14 protein-coding genes are annotated in these 16,423 nt (G+C 62.3%); all 14 read right to left on the bottom strand.

Annotated features, from left to right (window positions below):
- Nucleotides 1–903, bottom strand: coding sequence for an ABC transporter permease subunit (locus tag ACLBKR_RS12400; RefSeq protein WP_112828546.1), 903 nt, complete (start codon nucleotides 901–903; stop codon nucleotides 1–3).
- Between the two features lie 267 nt (nucleotides 904–1,170).
- On the bottom strand, nucleotides 1,171–3,597 hold the full coding sequence (locus ACLBKR_RS12405; RefSeq protein ID WP_113340579.1) for an FAD-dependent oxidoreductase: 2,427 nt from the start codon (nucleotides 3,595–3,597) through the stop codon (nucleotides 1,171–1,173).
- 528 nt (nucleotides 3,598–4,125) lie between these two features.
- Nucleotides 4,126–4,974 carry an alpha/beta fold hydrolase gene (locus ACLBKR_RS12410; RefSeq protein ID WP_113340580.1) on the bottom strand — a complete coding sequence of 283 codons (849 nt, stop codon included), beginning with the start codon at nucleotides 4,972–4,974 and terminating at the stop codon, nucleotides 4,126–4,128.
- A 61-nt stretch (nucleotides 4,975–5,035) separates the two neighbouring features.
- Nucleotides 5,036–6,538: an ABC transporter substrate-binding protein gene (locus ACLBKR_RS12415; protein WP_113447567.1), complete on the bottom strand. Its 1,503-nt coding sequence runs from the start codon at nucleotides 6,536–6,538 to the stop codon at nucleotides 5,036–5,038.
- A 76-nt stretch (nucleotides 6,539–6,614) separates the two neighbouring features.
- Nucleotides 6,615–7,748: a PLP-dependent cysteine synthase family protein gene (locus ACLBKR_RS12420; protein ID WP_112828550.1), complete on the bottom strand. Its 1,134-nt coding sequence runs from the start codon at nucleotides 7,746–7,748 to the stop codon at nucleotides 6,615–6,617.
- Between the two features lie 3 nt (nucleotides 7,749–7,751).
- On the bottom strand, nucleotides 7,752–8,138 hold the full coding sequence (locus ACLBKR_RS12425; RefSeq protein WP_113437072.1) for a Rid family detoxifying hydrolase: 387 nt from the start codon (nucleotides 8,136–8,138) through the stop codon (nucleotides 7,752–7,754).
- A gap of 19 nt (nucleotides 8,139–8,157) precedes the next feature.
- On the bottom strand, nucleotides 8,158–8,736 hold the full coding sequence (locus tag ACLBKR_RS12430) for a peroxidase-related enzyme (protein WP_113340584.1): 579 nt from the start codon (nucleotides 8,734–8,736) through the stop codon (nucleotides 8,158–8,160).
- Nucleotides 8,733–9,224 (bottom strand): CMD domain-containing protein, encoded by a 492-nt coding sequence (locus ACLBKR_RS12435; protein ID WP_113424580.1) that lies wholly within the window; start codon nucleotides 9,222–9,224, stop codon nucleotides 8,733–8,735. Before ACLBKR_RS12435 ends, ACLBKR_RS12430 begins: the two co-directional genes overlap by 4 nt.
- Complete coding sequence (locus ACLBKR_RS12440; protein WP_414899382.1) at nucleotides 9,211–11,499, bottom strand: molybdopterin-dependent oxidoreductase; 2,289 nt, start codon at nucleotides 11,497–11,499, stop codon at nucleotides 9,211–9,213. Before ACLBKR_RS12440 ends, ACLBKR_RS12435 begins: the two co-directional genes overlap by 14 nt.
- Nucleotides 11,500–11,504: 5 nt before the next feature.
- Nucleotides 11,505–12,422, bottom strand: coding sequence for an ABC transporter ATP-binding protein (locus ACLBKR_RS12445; RefSeq protein ID WP_414899383.1), 918 nt, complete (start codon nucleotides 12,420–12,422; stop codon nucleotides 11,505–11,507).
- Nucleotides 12,419–13,429, bottom strand: a complete 1,011-nt coding sequence (locus ACLBKR_RS12450) for an ABC transporter ATP-binding protein (RefSeq protein WP_112828556.1) — start codon at nucleotides 13,427–13,429, stop codon at nucleotides 12,419–12,421. Before ACLBKR_RS12450 ends, ACLBKR_RS12445 begins: the two co-directional genes overlap by 4 nt.
- A 7-nt stretch (nucleotides 13,430–13,436) precedes the next feature.
- Nucleotides 13,437–14,627 (bottom strand): M24 family metallopeptidase, encoded by a 1,191-nt coding sequence (locus ACLBKR_RS12455; RefSeq protein ID WP_414899384.1) that lies wholly within the window; start codon nucleotides 14,625–14,627, stop codon nucleotides 13,437–13,439.
- On the bottom strand, nucleotides 14,624–15,481 hold the full coding sequence (locus tag ACLBKR_RS12460; protein WP_112828558.1) for an ABC transporter permease: 858 nt from the start codon (nucleotides 15,479–15,481) through the stop codon (nucleotides 14,624–14,626). The genes ACLBKR_RS12455 and ACLBKR_RS12460 overlap by 4 nt, the downstream gene beginning before the upstream one ends.
- 11 nt (nucleotides 15,482–15,492) lie before the next feature.
- Nucleotides 15,493–16,410 carry an ABC transporter permease gene (locus ACLBKR_RS12465; RefSeq protein ID WP_113447571.1) on the bottom strand — a complete coding sequence of 306 codons (918 nt, stop codon included), beginning with the start codon at nucleotides 16,408–16,410 and terminating at the stop codon, nucleotides 15,493–15,495.
- Nucleotides 16,411–16,423: the final 13 nt, after the last annotated feature.

Raw genomic sequence — 16,423 nt, forward strand, 5'->3', positions numbered from 1 at the left:
TCAGACCTTCTCGACTTCCGGCCGGCCCAGAATACCCGTGGGCTTGAAGATCAGTACGAACGCCAGGATGGCAAAGGTTGCGACATCCTTGTAGGCGATACTGAAATAGGCGGACCAAAGCGACTCGATGAGGCCGATCAGAAGACCGCCGAGAACGGCGCCTGGAAGCGAACCGATACCGCCGAGAACGGCCGCGGTAAACGCCTTGACACCAGGAATGAAGCCGTCGTTGAACGATGCCACGCCATAATACATCAGGTACATCGTGCCGGCGACGGCTGCGAGGGCTGCACCCATCACGAAGGTGATGGAAATCGTCCGGTCAACGTCGACGCCGAGCAGCGCGGCCATCTTGCGATCCTGTTCGGTGGCGCGCTGGGCGCGGCCGAGCGGCGTCTTGTTGACGATGTACCAGAAGGCGAACAGCAGCACCGACGTGATGGCGACGATGATGAGCTGCTTCAGCGAAATGGTGATCGCGCCGAAATGATAGACATCGTTGACCAGCGTCGGGATCGGCTTGTTGCGCGGACCCTGCGTGACCTGAATGAAGTTGGAAAGCGCGATCGACATGCCGATTGCGGTAATCAGCGGCGCCAGACGGAACGAACCGCGCAACGGCCGATAGGCGACGCGCTCGATGGTCCAGTTCCACAGGCCTGTCATCAGCATCGCGATCACCAGCATGATTAATAGCGCAAGCGCAACCGGGATGCCGGCGAAAAACGATGTCAGGATGAGGAAGACGATGAGAGCGGCAAAGCCGCCGAGCATGAAAATGTCACCATGGGCAAAGTTAATCATGCCGATGATGCCGTAAACCATCGTGTAGCCGATTGCGACAAGGCCATAGATGGATCCAAGAGTCAGCCCGTTGATGAGCTGCTGGACGAAGTACTCCATTACCAATCCCCCGGGCGCGGTCCGAGTGCTTCCCGCGCCTCTTGTATGTTGCCCTTACGGGTTCTTAACATGGAGAAAATCCATAGCGTTTTGTCCGCAAATGTGAAGCCTAAAAGCCGGGCATCGCGCATTTTATTGCCATTTGCTCACAATTTGGCGCAAACGAAATCAATTTCATCAAAAAAGCGGCATCAAATGCCTCTGAAATGAACAGGGCCGCAGCGATGCGGCCCTGTCGTCTATCCCTAAAGGAATAGTCGCCACGGTTCAGGATCGCATGCGCGAGCCGTCGGCGTCGAACAGAGGCAGCGGCTGAAGCCGGGCCGGAAGTTCCTCGCCGAGGATTTCGATCGACCAGCCCTCGATCTCGTCCGCGATCTCCTTCGGAACATAGCCGAGCGCAATCGAAACGCCGCTGGCATGGGCAAAACCGCCTGACGTTACCCAGCCCTTCACCTCGCCATGATGGAAGATCGGCTCGTCGCCGATGACGTCGGCGTCCTTCGCCGAAACCACGAAGGTCCTGAGCCGCAGGCTTCCTCCCTCCGCCTTCTCCCGCAGAGCCGCGTCCTTGCCGATGAAAACGGCTTCCTTGCCGAGCGCGACGAAGCGCGACAGGCCGGCCTCCAGCGGCCCGTAGAGCGGCCGGTATTCGCGCGACCAGCTGCCGAAGGATTTTTCCAACCGGAGCGCATTGAGGGCGCGCGCGCCAAACAGGCGGATGCCGAACTCCGTTCCGGCATCCATGATCGCGTCGAAGAGATAGCGCTGATATTCCGGGCGAACCCAGATCTCGTATCCGAGATCGCCAGTATAGCTGACACGACCGACAACCGCCGGCGCCATGCCGAGGTCCATCTCGCGAATGTCCATGAACGGAAAAGCGGCGTCCGAGACATCGAGATGGGTCAGCTTCGCCAGCACGTCGCGGGCTTTCGGCCCGGCGATGGAGAGACCGACAAGGCCGAGACCGAGCGAATTGACCTCAACCGAGCCATCGTCAGGCAGATGCTGTGCGAACCAGCGCATGTGGTAGTCCTCGGCAATGCCCGAGCCGATGACGAGGAACTCCTCTTCATCGAGATTGGCGACGGTGAAATCGCCGATCAGTTTGCCGGCCTCGTTCAGCATCGGCGTCAAGGCCATCCGCCCGGCCGGGGGAATGCGTCCCGCAAGCAGCCAGTCGAGCCAGTCGCGCGCGCCGTCGCCGGAAACGGAATATTTGGCATAGCCCGAGGTCTCCATCAGGCCGACGCCCGCCCGCACGGCCTTGGCTTCCGCGCCGACCGAATCGAAATCGGTCGAACGACGCCAGGAGAACGTGTCCTCGACGCCTTCGGGCGCAAACCACAGCGGCGTTTCGAGACCGTAGGACGCGCCGAAAACGGCGCCCGCCGCCTTCAGCCTGTCATAGATCGGGGTGGTCAGCAGCGGACGCGCCGCCGGCAGCTCCTCGTTCGGGAAGCGGATCGAGAAACGGCGGGTATAGTTCTCGCGAACCTTGGCATTGGTATAGGCGAGCGTCGCATAGTCGCCGTAGCGGGAAACGTCCATGGCGAAGACGTCGAAGCCCGGATCGCCGTTTATCATCCAGTTGGCAAGCGCAAGGCCCACGCCGCCGCCCTGGCTGAAGCCGGCCATGACCGCACAGGCCGACCAGTAATTGGTCATGCCGCGAACCGGACCGACGAGCGGGTTGCCGTCAGGCGAGAAGGTGAACGGGCCGTTGATGATCTTCTTAATGCCGGCCTTGTTGAAGGCCGGGAAATGGCGAAATCCGACCTCAAGCTCGGGCGCGATGCGCTCCAGATCCTCGGCCAGCAGTTCATGGCCGAAATCCCACGGGGTGGTAAGCGGCGACCAGGGACGGCAGGCCTTCTCATAGGTGCCCATCAACATGCCGTTGCGCTCCTGACGGAGATAGATCTCGCCGTCGAAGTCCACGCAATGCTGGATCTCCTTGCCGGTCTTGCGGTTGTATTCGATAACCTCGGGCATGTCTTCGGTGATGAGATACATGTGTTCCATGGCCAGCACCGGCAGTTCGAGCCCGACCATGCGCCCGACCTCGCGCGCCCACAGGCCACCGGCATTGACGACATGTTCGGCGCGGATCTCGCCCTTGTCGGTGATGACGCGCCAGGTGCCGTCCTCCAGCTGCACGAGGTCCTCGACCCGGGTGTGCAGATAGATCTCCGCGCCGTTCTTCTTCGCGGACTTCGCATAGGCATGGGTGACGCCGTAGGGATCGACATGGCCCTCGTTCGGATCGTAGACCGCGCCGACGAAATGGCTCGGATCGAGCAGCGGCATCATGTCGGCCGCCTCCTTCGCCGTCAGCAGTTCGGCGTCCATGCCGGCATACTTGCCCTTGGCGAGGACGGATTTCAGCCATTCGAAACGCTGCTGGGTCGCCGCGAGCATCAGGCCGGAGGTCAGGTGAAGTCCGACATCCTGGCCGGAGTACTCCTCGATCTCCCTGTAAAGCTCGACCGTATATTTCTGCAGCTTGGCGACGTTGGGATCGCCGTTGATCGTATGGATGCCACCGGCGGCATGCCATGTGGAGCCGGATGTCAGCTCCGAGCGCTCCAGCAGCACGACATCCGTCCAGCCGAACCTGGTGAGATGATAGAGCACCGAACATCCGACGACACCACCGCCGATGACGACGACCCTGGCATGGCTCTTCATGAAAAATCTCCGGTCTTGCGAACGCCCCGAAAGGCCTGAAAATCCGCGTTGAAAGTCTGAAAACCGGGCCAGCCTAGAGGCTATTCGTTTCGTTCAATAGATCGTACTGCGAAGCGAAATGTCGCTTCGGACATGATTTTTATCCCGTCCGCGCCACTTGCGGCAGCCTCGGCCAGGCCGGGTAATGGATGTTCCAACACCTCGCCGCCCCTGCCAGGATCATGTCGGATCACGCTCAAGCACGTTGAAACGTCATGGCTTTTCAGGCTTCCTCATCGGAGGCGGCTTTGGCACGCTGGGGGCTGTTCAAGGGGGTAGCCGACAGCCTCGGGATTCCGAGCGCCGACCGCATGGCTGAACAAAGGCGTGATGGAAAGCGCATCAGGAAGAGACCGGGCGCCTGTGGTGGTTATTGTCCGGCCACCTCAACACCTGCCGATCCGTCCGGAATGCCATACCCAGCAGGTAGAGGTGAATTCCCCACCCGGCTTCAGAGCAAACCGGGAGAGGAAACGAAGCAATCCACGGTCATTGTTCTGAAGCGGTCCGCTCCAGAAACGTCCTGATCGCCGCAATGACAGTGACATTCGCTTCGGCATGGACCGCATGGTTCGCCCCCGGCACTTCAAGAAGCTCCCCCTTGGGGATTCGCTCCGCGATCAACCGGGAATGGTTGGGAGGGCAGATCCAGTCCTCCGCACCGCAGATAACCAGCGTCGGCACAGGGATGTCCTTGAGGCGATCACGCAGGTCGTAGAGCCGTTCCTTGAAAAGCGCATTATGGGTTTCCGCATGCAGGTGCATGGTGCGGGTCCGTTCCAGCGCTGCGTCCGGATCAAACTTCTCGTAATAGAGCGGCTGCAGAGCGAGCCAGATGAGACGAAGCTCCGTATCGTCCTTGACCTTGTCGGAAAACATCTTTTCGAGCATCGAAAGCGAGGCGCTCGACGCCTTGTGGAGGCGTTCATTGAACACCACCATGGCGTCGTCCTCGTGATGGTAGCTCGCCGCCGTGCCGCGCAGGATAAGCCGGGACAGGTTGTGGCCATATTTGACGGCATAGGTCAGCGCGATCATGCCGCCGAAAGAACCGCCCTCGAGAATGATCTTGCGGCCGCCGCACAGGTTCACACGAAAGGCTTCGACGTCATCCGCCAATTGCTCGAATGTATAGGGCGGAGTCAGACTGGTCTCGCCGCATCCGCGCTGGTCGTAAGCAATCAGGCGATACTTGTCCGACAGCGGCTTGTAGGCGTTGTATTCGCCGCGGCGGTCGCCGATGCCCCTTCCCCCATGTAGCGCGATGATGGTTTCCGCATCCGGATCGCCGATTTCGTCGTAAACGAAGGTGGCGTTGTTCAGAGTCACTGTCGGCATGGATTGTCCCCGATCTGGCAAGCAGGCATCCCGCGCCAAAGGGGCGCGGGACGCGGGATCGTCAATTGGCAGGCTTCATGTCGAAGGCTCGGACCCAGTCGTCGCCGCGCGGCGTCCAGGTGATGCGCTTGGAAATCCCGAAGGTTGCGGGCTGCGTGTAGAGGAAAAGCGCAGGTGCCTCGTCGCACATGACCTCAGTCGCCTTCTTGTAGGCCTCCTGACGCTTGGACTTATCCATCGTCGAGCGGCCCTCCGCCAGCGCCTTGCCGAAATCCGCATTGTCCCAATAGGCGTACATGTTGCCCGGCGCGAACAGGGTCAGGAGACCGTCGGCATCGATCGTCGGCCAGGCCTGGCTGAGCAGGCTCAAGGGGGCAAGATCCTTCGCCTTCAGATACTTGTCCATGTAGGCGCTGAACTGCATCTCGACGATCTTCGTCTTGACGCCGATCTCCTCGAGCTGGCTGGCGACGGCCTGCACCACCTCCCCGCCGTTGAGATAGGTTCCGCTCGGAACATCGAACTCGATCGGTTCCGAAGGAGCGCCGCCTGCCTGCTCCAGCAGTTCGGCCGCCTTGTCCGGATCGTAGGGATAAGGCTTGAGATCCGGATTGAAGCCGAAATAGCTCTTCGACATCACCCCGCAGCCGGCGATCTCGGCCTGATCGTCGAAGATGGCCTTGATGATGCCTTCCTTGTCGACCGCATAGTTGAGGGCCTGCCGGAACAGCTTGTTGTCGAGCGGCGGCTTCGTGGTGTTGAACTTGATGAACACGGTGCGCGTGCTCGGCACGGCGCCGGCCTGGGCGCTGCCATTATCCTTGATGCGCTGGATTTCGGTGGTGGGAATCGAATTCACGAAATCGACTTCACCGGCGAGAAGGGCCGCGACGCGGCTCGCCGGTTCGGGGATGACGCGGATGACAACCTGATCGAAATCGGGCTTCCCGCCCCAGTATTGCGGATTGGCATCGAGCGTGAAGCTTTCGCCCGGCTTCACCGAACTGAGCACATAAGGGCCGCCCGACGCCGTCTCGGTTGCCGGCTTGTGCTCCGCCGCCCACTTCGGCGGGAGAAGGAAGAACATCGAGAGCTGCTCGATCATCGCCGGATAGGGCGCGCTCGTCTTGATCTCGAGCTCGGTCGAGCTGACGACCTTGACGTCCGAGATCAGCGTGAACCAGGCCTTGATACGGGCGTTGAGCGCCGGATCCCGCACGCGGTCGAAATTCCACTTCACGGCTTCCGCATCGATCTTCTCACCGTCATTGAACGTCGCGTCCGACCGCAGCGTGATCCGCCAGGTCAGGTCGTCGACGCTCTTCCATTCGGTGGCCAGCGACGGCACGATCTTCATGTCCGGGGCTCGCAGCACCAGCGACGGATAGATATGGCTGAGCAGGCTGAGATCGGTGCCCACCGATGCCGTCATGTGCGGATCGAACGTGTTGACCGTATTGGTGATGCCAATCGTCACCGTCTTGCCTTGGGCCAGCGCCGTGGTCGACATCAAGGCGCTCAATGAAACGGCGGCGACCGCCGTAGATATCAGTTTCCAGTCCATGTTCCGTCTCCTTCTGGTTTGAGAATATTATTGTTTTTCATGCTGTTATGCTTGCCTGCAAGGAACGGACTTTCCTCTATCGCGTATCCTTGAGAATAATCGGATCGAACTTTCCGGTATCGAGGAAGGTCTCGATCATCTGCCTGTGGGGTTCGATGTCGATGCCGTTCTCCTTCAGCCAATCGGGGTTGTAGTAGGTGGAGGTGTAGCGGTCGCCGCTGTCGCAGATGAGCGAGACCAGCGAGCCTTCCTCGCCTGCCGCCATCATGCAGCCGGCGATCCAGCACAGGCCGAAGAAGTTGGTGCCCGTCGAACCGCCGACCCGCCGGAACAGCCGCTCCGACAGGACGTGCATGGCTGCAACCGACGCCGCATCCGGGATCTTAATCATGTGGTCGATGACGCCCGGAATGAAGGACGGTTCGACCCGCGGCCGTCCGACTCCCTCGATGCGCGAGGGCCTCTCGCAGGTAACGTTCACGTCGCCGGAACAATACGCATCGTAGAAAGCGGAGTGTTCGACATCCACGACGCAGAGCCTTGTCGGGAAATTCCGGTAGCGGATATAGCGTCCGATCGTCGCCGAGGTGCCGCCGGTGCCGGCACTCATCACCACCCAGGCCGGATGCGGATGGCGCTCCGCCTGCATCTGCTCGAAGATACTCTCGGCGATGTTGTTGTTGCCGCGCCAGTCGGTCGCCCGCTCCGCATAGGTGAACTGGTCGAGATAATAGCCTCCAGCCTCCTCTGCCAGGTGCTGGGCGACGTGATAGACCTCGCCGGGGCTTTCGACGAAATGGCAGCGACCGCCGAAGCGCTCGATCGCCTCGATCTTCTGGCGGCTGGTCGAGCGCGGCATCACCGCGATGAAAGGCAGTTCCAGAAGATGGGCAAAATAGGCCTCGCTGACCGCGGTGGAGCCGGACGAGGCTTCCACCAGCGTCGTCCCCTTCCGGATTCGGCCGTTGCAGATCCCGTAGAGGAAGAGCGAACGGGCGAGCCGGTGCTTCAGGCTGCCGGTCGGATGGGTCGACTCGTCCTTCAGGTAGATCGAGATGCCCTTCAGCCCCTTGAAGACAGGGTTGACCAGATGGGTGTCGGCCGAGCGGCGACCGTCACCCTGCAGGATGCCGATCGCGTGCCGCGCCCAGTCCCGATCCTCGCTTTCGGGCAGCCGCATCACCGGCGGACAGGATTGAGTCTCCGACATGGGTCAGGCCTTTGCGGGAATGGCGATGACGGCCTCGACCTCGACCTTGGCGCCCCTCGGCAGAGCGGAGACCTCGAAGGTGGCGCGCGCCGGATAGGGCGCGGAAAAGGCAGCGCCATAGGCCTCGTTGATGGCCGAAAAACCTGAAAGGTCGGTCAGCAGGATCGTGGTCTTGATCGTCTTCGACAGGTCGGTGCCGGCCGCTTCGGCAATCGCGGCAATGTTCTTCAGGCACTGCTTCATCTGCTCGACGGCATCGTCGGAATTGAAATTGCCGGTCGACGGATCGATCGGAAGCTGCCCGGAAACGAACAGCAGATCTCCATGCCGGACAGCCTGCGAATAGGGCCCGATCGCGGCTGGAGCGTTTGCGGTCGATATGGCGTTCATGGTGTTCTCCTCGTTCGTGTTATCGGCCCTCGACCGGTGTCGAATGACCAAGTGTATGCATCAGGCGGTTGGCCCAGCCGAAGATCGCGGCGGAGTGGATGAGGTCGACGATCTCGGCTTTCGAAAGGCCGTGGTCTCGAAGCGCCTGCACCTGATCCCTGCCGACCTGCGCGGGCGTCTGCGACAGCGTCCTGCAAAAATCGACGATCGCCTGGATCTTCGGATCGAATGGACCGTCGAGACCGCGCATGTAGATTTCCTCGATCACATCGGAGCGGCCGGAAAGCTCCACGTAGCGTCGCGCGTGGACGGAGGCGCAATAGACGCAGCGGTTGACGGCGGAAGCGACGAGCGCGCCGAGTTCCCTTTCGGCCCGGTCGAGCCCCCCCTTGGCATACATGATGGCATTGAAGAGCTTCGTCCGTGCCACATAGGATTCCGGATCGTGCGCGAGCGTGCGCACATAGGCTGACACCTTGGTGTTGGAAGGTGTCACCTGCATGGCCGCAAGCTGCTCCTCCGAAGCGGTCGCCACATCGACCGGCTCGATATAGGGCGCCCAGGCGAGCGCCTTGACCTTGAAGCGCGACGCACTCATGCCACCAGCTCCAACGCTTGCAGGCCGACGATCACCCGCGCCTCGAAATTGACGAAGGCGATCAGTTCCGAAAGTGCGATGATCTGCGGGTTCGACAGTCCGGCGGCACCGAGACGCTCGATATCGCTTCTGGTGTTATCGCGTGGCGTCTTGGTAACAAGGTCGGCATGGCGGACGAGCGCCTGCGTGAAAATATCAGCATCCGACGGCAGTTCGCCGGCGGAGGCGATCGCTGCGAGCGTTTCGTCGCTGCCTGCCTCCTCGAGCATCAGGTCATAGCTCTGCGCCAGATCGTTCCGGCCGATCAGCCGCGCCATGCGGGCGGCGAGCGCTGCGCGCATGGGATGGCCGATGCCGAATCCGTGGTTGGGCTCCAGCACCGTCTGGCGGCACAGTTCCGTCCCTTCCACATAGTCCGGCCGCTCGCGGCGGATCCGGTACAGTTCGGAATCCGGCTTTATCCCCGACAGGATATCAATCTGGTCCATGCATCAAGTCCTCATGCTGTTGTTCCGGTCCCGGTCCGCGCCATGCACGGATCGAAGCCAGACAGGAATTCGGTGCGGTCGCCTGAGACAGGCGGGAGGCGGCCGTGATCGGCGTCAAAGTATTCGGATTGCCACCATGATCGACGCCGTCGCCATCCGGGCGGAACCAACCGCCGGTCGGCAGGACGGCGACACCTGGCATCACGCCCTCATCGATCGTCACGGCTGCGATCACGCGGCCCCGTTCGTTGTAGAGTTCGCAAAGATCGCCATCCTCGACGGCGAGCTCCTTCGCATCCAGGGGGCTCAGCGTCACCCGTTCGCAGCCCTTCAGCTTGGCGCCCTGGCTTGCGGGACCGTATTCGAGCTGTCCATGCAGGCGGTACGCGGGCTGAGGCGAAAGAAGATGGAACCGGTATTGCGACGCAAGCGGCGCGCCGAGCCACTCCTCCGGCTCCATCCATGCGGGATGCCGGCCGATATCGGGATAACCGAAGCTGCCGATCGTGCCGGAGGCAATCTCGATGCGGCCGCTCGGCGTCTTCAGAGGCACCGCTTTGGGGTTGTCCCGAAAACTTTGGAAGTGATCGGCGGGCGCCGGCGCTTCCTCCCCTTCGTCCAGGACCGCAAAGCCCCGCGAGCGGAAGGACGGGAAATCGGGCAGTTCGGGGTATCGCTCGCGATAGCCTTCATAGATGTGCGCCAGCCAGTCGTCGATGCAGCGGTTTTCATCGAAGGCCTCGCAGCAGCCGAGCTTGTCGGCGATCAGGCAATAGGCCTCGTGATCGGCAAGCACCCCTTCCGGAGGTTCCATGACGCGTCGGCTGTAGACCAGCCAGTTGTCGCGTGAAGAGGCCACGACGTCGTCCCGCTCGAAGGGAAAGGCCGATGGAAGCACGATATCCGCCATCTTCGCGGTCGCAGTCCACATATTCTCCGTGACGATCACCGTTTCCGGGCGCCGGAAGGCTTCCGCAAGGCGATTGAGGTCCTGGTGATGATGGAACGGATTGCCGCCCGCCCACCAGAGGAGCCGGATATCGGGCAGTCCGAGGACCCGCCCGTCGTAGTCGATCCGCCCGCCCGGATTTTCGAGAAGCTCCGTGATACGCGCCACCGGAATGAAATGGCGAACGGGATTTTTTCCCTGATCGAATGCCGGACCTTTCAGCCGGCGCACCGGCTGGCCCACCGAATTGACAGCGGTCAGTCCAAAGGCGAAACCGCACCCCTTCCTGCCCACATGACCGGTCATGGAAGCGAGCGCGATCGCGCCCCAGAACGGCTGTTCACCGAAGCGGGCGCGCTGTAGCGACCAGGCAACGTTAATCAGGCTGCGATAGTCGTGCAGGTCTTCGGCGATTTCGATGATCGTATCGGCCGGCACGCCGGAGATTGCCGACGCCCAGGCCGCGTCCTTGGCAATGCCGTCCTTCTCCCCGATCAGATAGCTTTCGAACTCTCCGAAGCCCGTGGTGCAGCGCTTCAGGAATTCACAATCGAACAATCCCTCGTCCAGCAGCGTGTGGCACATGCCGATCATGACCGCCACATCCGTGTTCGGACGGAGCGGGATGTGGCGCACATTCGGCCCGGGCGGCGCATCGCTCGCCGTCGGGCTGAACACGACGATGCGGACGCCCCTTTCCTGGCAGCGTCTCAGCCACTCGCCCGCGCGATGGCTGCCGGTGCCGCCCGCCTCGACCTGCGCATTGGTGAGCCGGAAGCCGCCGAAACCGACGAGCAGTTCGCAATTCTCTGCAATGTCGTTCCAGGACGGCGCCGTATCGCAGGCGTCCTTATAGTCGCTTCCCAGGATATGCGGCAAAAGCACGCCGGCCGCGCCGTAGGAATAGCTGTTGACCGAAGACGTGAAGCCGCCGGCGAGATTGAGAAGCCGCTTGAGCTGGCTTTGCGCATGATGGAAACGGCCGGCGCTCGCCCAGCCGTAGGAGCCGCCGAAAATCGCCTGGTTCCCGTAAGTGGAGCGCACGCGACGCAATTCATCTGCGACCAGTCCTGCGGCCGCGTCCCAGTCCACCGCGACGAATTCCTCCCGGCCCCGACCGACACCCATGCCGGCCAGCGGTCCATTCTCCAGCCAGGAACGCCGCACCATGGGCGCACGAATTCGCTCGGGATGATCGGCAAGCGCCAGATAACCGAGCCCCATTTCCGAAGGATCGGGGTCATGCCGGAAAGGCATGAGCAGCGGTTTCCCGTTCGCGCCAAAGCCGACCTCATAGGTTCCGAAATGGGTCGCGAACAGGTGCATTGCGCCTAGCCTCTCAAAACGAAGTGCCGATTTCCGACCGCCTGTAGCGAGGCCTCCTCAGGCGGCAGGTTGGCATTGACATCGAAAGCGACGGGCCGGCGGTTGCGCTCGATATCCGGGTCGGGAACCGGGATCGCCGAAAGAAGCGCCTTCGTATAGGGATGCTGCGGATTCTCGAAGATCGCTTCGCAGGGGCCGATTTCGACGATACGGCCGCGGAGCATCACCGCGACCCGATGGCAGAGGTAGCGGATCATCGACAGGTCATGCGCGATGAAGAGGTAGGTCAGCCCCAGTTCGTCCTGCAGATCCTGGAACAGGTTGACGATCTGCGCCTGGATCGACACGTCGAGCGCAGTGATCGGCTCGTCCGCGACGATAAAGGCCGGATTGAGCGCAATTGCCCGGGCGATATTGACGCGCTGCCTCTGCCCGCCGGAAAACTCGTGCGGATAGCGCTTCATGAACGAGGGGTCGAGGCCGACCTTCCTGAAGAGCGAGGCGACCCGGTCCTGCCGCTCCGACCGCGCGCCGGCAAGCCCGTGCACATCGAGCGGTTCGGCGACGAATTCACCGACCGTCATGCGCGGATTGAGCGAGGCGTAAGGGTCCTGGAAGATGACCTGCATGTCGCGCCGGTAGGGCTTGAGCATAGCCTTGGAAAGACCGGTGATGTTCTTGTTCCTGAACAGGATGTCGCCGCTCGTCGGTGCCTCGAGCTGAAGCAGCACCCGCCCGGTCGTGCTCTTGCCCGAGCCGGATTCGCCGACGAGACCGAGCGTCTCGCCGGCCGCAATGTCGAAGCTGACATTGTTGACCGCCTTGAACGCAACTGTCGAAGACCCAAACATTCCCCCTCTGCCACCATAGGCCTTGCAGAGCTGGTTGACGGAAACGAGAGCGGACGCGTGATGCTCGGTCATGCCTGCGCCTCCATGCGCGCCAGCTCGGCACGCAGGTCGTACCATGCCGCCACCCGGTGGCCGGGAGTGCTGTCGGCAGCATCGACCAGCGGCGGCGTTTCCGATTTGCATCGCTCCGTGGCGAAGGGATTGCGCGGCGCGAAGGGATCGCCGACCGGTTCCTTCGTCAGATCGGGCGGATTGCCCGGAATCTGATAGAGTCGGTTGACACCGCGCCGGCCGCCATGTGGAAGCGATTTCAAAAGGCCCCAGGTGTAGGCACTGCGCGGATCGTGGAAAACGGAGCGAACCGGGCCGCGCTCCATGATGCGGCCGCCGTACATGACCTGCACGGTATCGGCCAGTCCGGCGACCACGCCCATGTCATGGGTGATCCAGATGACGGTCGTGCCGGTCTTGCGTTTCAGCTCGCGGACGAGATCGAGGATCTGCGCCTGGACTGTGACGTCGAGTGCCGTCGTCGCCTCGTCGGCGATCAGGAGCTTCGGGTTGCAGGAAATGCCGATGGCGATCATCACCCGCTGGCGCATGCCGCCCGAGAATTCGTGCGGATACTGTCGGGCACGGCGGGCGGCATCGGGAATGCCGACCAGTTCGAGAAGTTCGATCACCCGCGTCCGCGCCTGGCTCGTCGACATGCCGAAGTGCCGGCGCAGCGGCTCGGCGATCTGCCGCTCGATCGTCAGCACCGGATTGAGCGAGGTCATCGGGTCCTGGAAGACGAAGCCGATCTCCTTGCCGCGCAAGTCGAAAAGTTCGCGTTGCGAGAGTTTCAGCAGATCGCGACCGTTGAAGATCACCTCGCCGCGGACGATACGGCCCGGTGGCGTCGCAATCAGACCGACCATCGAAAGCGCATGCACGCTTTTGCCGGAACCGGATTCGCCGACAATGCCGAGGGTCTCGCCCTCCTCAAGTGTGTAGGACACATCGTTGACGGCATGCACCGTGCCGGATGGCGTATCGAACGCGACAGTAAGATTGCGGACTTCGAGCAGCGGAGCCATGGAACGCTCAGACCTCCAGGTAACCGCCGGCGGAGCGGGTCAGGTATTCACGGCCGGTCTCGGTTATGAGTACCGTGTCGGAAATCTGCGTGGCGCAAATGCCGGGCACACGGATATTGGGCTCGAAGGTGAAGATCATGCCCGGCTCCAGCACCAACGACGAATTGGCATCGAGCGATGAGTGCTCGTGGGCGCCGAGCCCGATGCCGTGACCGATGCGGCCGGGAATATTGGCGCCGTAGCCGCGTTTCGTCAGGCCTTCGCGGGTTTTTTCGAACAGATCTCTGTAGCGGACGCCGGGCCTGATGATCGCGTCAACCTCCTCGCGGATTTCGAGGATGGCGTCGAGCGCCCGACGGTTGACCTCCGGCAGCGGTCCCATGGCCACGGTCCGCTCGTTTTCCGCATGGATGCCGTTGGCGATCGTCCAGATAAGGACTGAGACAGCTTCGCCTCGCTGCGGCTTGCGCTGGGTGGGGTTGTCGCAATTGAAGAACATGCGCGGGCCGGAGAGTACCCAGGTCCAGAGGCCGTTCTGAGCGCCGCCCTCCAGGGAGCCGAAATCGCAGACTTCCACATCGGGATAGTTTTCCGCCCAGAACCTGTTCATCGCATGCATCGAGGCGATCGCGACGTCCCGCTCCGTTCCGCCTGCCGCCAGCGTCTCGACCGCCGTATCCATGCCAAGGTCGGCGATCTTCGCGGCGATGCGCGCCTGTGCGATCTCGTCGGGGTCCTTGATAAGCCGGCAATGGTCTATGAGAGGGCTGACATCGGTGAACGCCGCGTCCGGCAGGGCCTTGCGAAGCTGAGCGAGCCGCTGGATCGAAATGAACTCCTCCTCGATCCCGACAGTCTTCGCGGCAACACCCAGATCGCCGAGAATGGAGGCGAGCGCATCCTGCCAGTTCGGCCCCATTGTCACCTTGGTGGACCATGCGCCGTAGAGGCGGATGTCAGGCACCCAGGCGCTCGCCCGGCCATGATCGTCGCGCAGCGCATGCACGAGCATGATCGGGTCTCGGTCGCGCGCAAGGATGGCGATCACCGGATGCGAATAGATGATCGGGTTGAAGCCGGTGAAATAGAAGCTGTTCTCCGGCTTGAAGGACACGATGACATCGACGTCCTGCTTCGCCATGCCCGCATTGAGGCGTCCGACGCGGGGCGGCAGGCTGGATGGGGATATCTTGTTCATCGCATGGTCCTCAATTTCGGATCGAAATAGTCACGCAGCCAATCTCCCAGGAGGTTGACGCTCAGCACGGTCAAAAGGATCGCCAGGCCCGGAAAGGTGACGATCCACCAGGCCGTCGAGATGTAGACGCGGCCATCGGCCAGCATGCGGCCCCAGCTTGGGTTCGGCGGCTGGACGCCGAGGCCGAGGAAGGACAGCGCCGCATCCATGATGATGATGCGGGCAAGCTCCAGCGTCGCGACCACAAGCGCCGGCGTCAGGACGTTCGGCAGGAGATGCTTAATCATGATGCGCCAGGTCCCGGCCCCGATCGCATGCGCGGAAAGGATGAATTCCCTCTCTCTGAGCGCCAGAACCTGGCCGCGGATGATGCGCGCGTAGCGCAGCCAGCTTGTCAGCGCGAGCACGACGACAAGGTTGGTGGTGGATGGTCCCAGCGCCGCGATCACCAGAAGCGCGAGCAGCATGAGAGGCAGGGCGAGCTGGATATCGACGATGCGCATCAGCACCCGATCGACCATGCCGCGATAATAGCCGGCGACGATGCCGAGAAGCGTGCCGACGATGCCGCCGAGAACGACAGCGGCCGTGGCGATCGTCAGCGTCACCCGGCTCCCGTACACGATGCGCGAGAGGATATCGCGGCCGAGTTCGTCGGTGCCGAACGGATGGGCGCCCGGCGAAAAAAGCCCCGTCCAGGTGGGTGGCGCCATGCGGGCGACGAGGTTGGAGCGCGTCGGGACCGGCAGGCCGAGATAGGGCGCAAACAGCGCGGCCAGAACGAAGACGACGACGAGTACGAAGCCGAACAGTCCGGCGCGGCTTTTCAGGAGGGCGAGGAAGAAGGACTTCATGGACAGCCCCCTTATTGCCGGCTGATGCGCGGATCGAGCACGCCGTAGAGCAGGTCGACCAGCAGATTGATGAGGATGAAGATGGCGGCGACGAGAGCGACGCCCGCCTGGATGACCGGGAAATCCTGGGCCTGGATCGCCTGCATGATGATGCGCCCCACACCCGGCCAAGCGAACACCGTCTCGATGACCACTGAACCGCCGAGCAGCTCGCCGGCGATGATACCGATCATCGTGACAACAGGGATCAGCGCGTTCCGCGCGATATGCCAGAAAAATACCGTGCGCGGCATAAGGCCCTTGGCGCGGGCGGTACGGACGTAGTCCTCGCGCATGATATCGAGCAACGACGACCGCAAAAGCCGGGCAATGGAGGCGGAGACGAACACCGCAAGCGTCAGCCCCGGCAGGACCAGATGGGCGATCGTGCCCGAGCCGCCGGTCGGCAGCCAGCCGAGATCAACCGAGAAGACGAGGATCAGCATGATGCCGAGCCAGAAGACGGGCGTCGCCTGCCCCAGCAGGGCAGCAATCATCACGATGAATTCGGAGATGGTGCCGCGCCTTAGGGCAGCCACCGCGCCGGCGGCGGCGCCGATCAGCGTGCCGAACAGCAATGCGGTCCCGGCAAGCTCGACGGTCGCCGGCATGCGTTCGAGAACGACGTCCATGGCGGGACGGCTATGCTGGAAGGAGATGCCGAAGTCTCCGCGCAACATCGCGAACATGGACAGGGCGTATTGTTCGAGGATCGGCCGGTCGAGACCGAGGGAGACCCGCAGGGCGTCGATCTCCTGCTGGTCGGCTCCGACCGGAAGCAGCAGCACCGCAGGGTCGCCCAGCACGCGGCTGACGAAGAATACGATGGTCACCACCCCCCATATGGCGAGCAGCGCTTCTCCGAGCTTGACTGCCAGGTAGCGGTTCATGGGCAAGGCCCCG

Source organism: Paenirhizobium cremeum, assembly GCF_047553425.1.
GTDB classification, from domain to species: domain Bacteria; phylum Pseudomonadota; class Alphaproteobacteria; order Rhizobiales; family Rhizobiaceae; genus Allorhizobium; species Allorhizobium cremeum.

Coding starts and splice junctions, on each gene's coding strand:
- ACLBKR_RS12400 (WP_112828546.1), bottom strand. CDS start 903: ATGGAGTACTTCGTCCAGCAGCTCATCAACGGGCTGACTCTTGGATCC.
- ACLBKR_RS12405 (WP_113340579.1), bottom strand. CDS start 3,597: ATGAAGAGCCATGCCAGGGTCGTCGTCATCGGCGGTGGTGTCGTCGGA.
- ACLBKR_RS12410 (WP_113340580.1), bottom strand. CDS start 4,974: ATGCCGACAGTGACTCTGAACAACGCCACCTTCGTTTACGACGAAATC.
- ACLBKR_RS12415 (WP_113447567.1), bottom strand. CDS start 6,538: ATGGACTGGAAACTGATATCTACGGCGGTCGCCGCCGTTTCATTGAGC.
- ACLBKR_RS12420 (WP_112828550.1), bottom strand. CDS start 7,748: ATGTCGGAGACTCAATCCTGTCCGCCGGTGATGCGGCTGCCCGAAAGC.
- ACLBKR_RS12425 (WP_113437072.1), bottom strand. CDS start 8,138: ATGAACGCCATATCGACCGCAAACGCTCCAGCCGCGATCGGGCCCTAT.
- ACLBKR_RS12430 (WP_113340584.1), bottom strand. CDS start 8,736: ATGAGTGCGTCGCGCTTCAAGGTCAAGGCGCTCGCCTGGGCGCCCTAT.
- ACLBKR_RS12435 (WP_113424580.1), bottom strand. CDS start 9,224: ATGGACCAGATTGATATCCTGTCGGGGATAAAGCCGGATTCCGAACTG.
- ACLBKR_RS12440 (WP_414899382.1), bottom strand. CDS start 11,499: ATGCACCTGTTCGCGACCCATTTCGGAACCTATGAGGTCGGCTTTGGC.
- ACLBKR_RS12445 (WP_414899383.1), bottom strand. CDS start 12,422: ATGACCGAGCATCACGCGTCCGCTCTCGTTTCCGTCAACCAGCTCTGC.
- ACLBKR_RS12450 (WP_112828556.1), bottom strand. CDS start 13,429: ATGGCTCCGCTGCTCGAAGTCCGCAATCTTACTGTCGCGTTCGATACG.
- ACLBKR_RS12455 (WP_414899384.1), bottom strand. CDS start 14,627: ATGAACAAGATATCCCCATCCAGCCTGCCGCCCCGCGTCGGACGCCTC.
- ACLBKR_RS12460 (WP_112828558.1), bottom strand. CDS start 15,481: ATGAAGTCCTTCTTCCTCGCCCTCCTGAAAAGCCGCGCCGGACTGTTC.
- ACLBKR_RS12465 (WP_113447571.1), bottom strand. CDS start 16,410: ATGAACCGCTACCTGGCAGTCAAGCTCGGAGAAGCGCTGCTCGCCATA.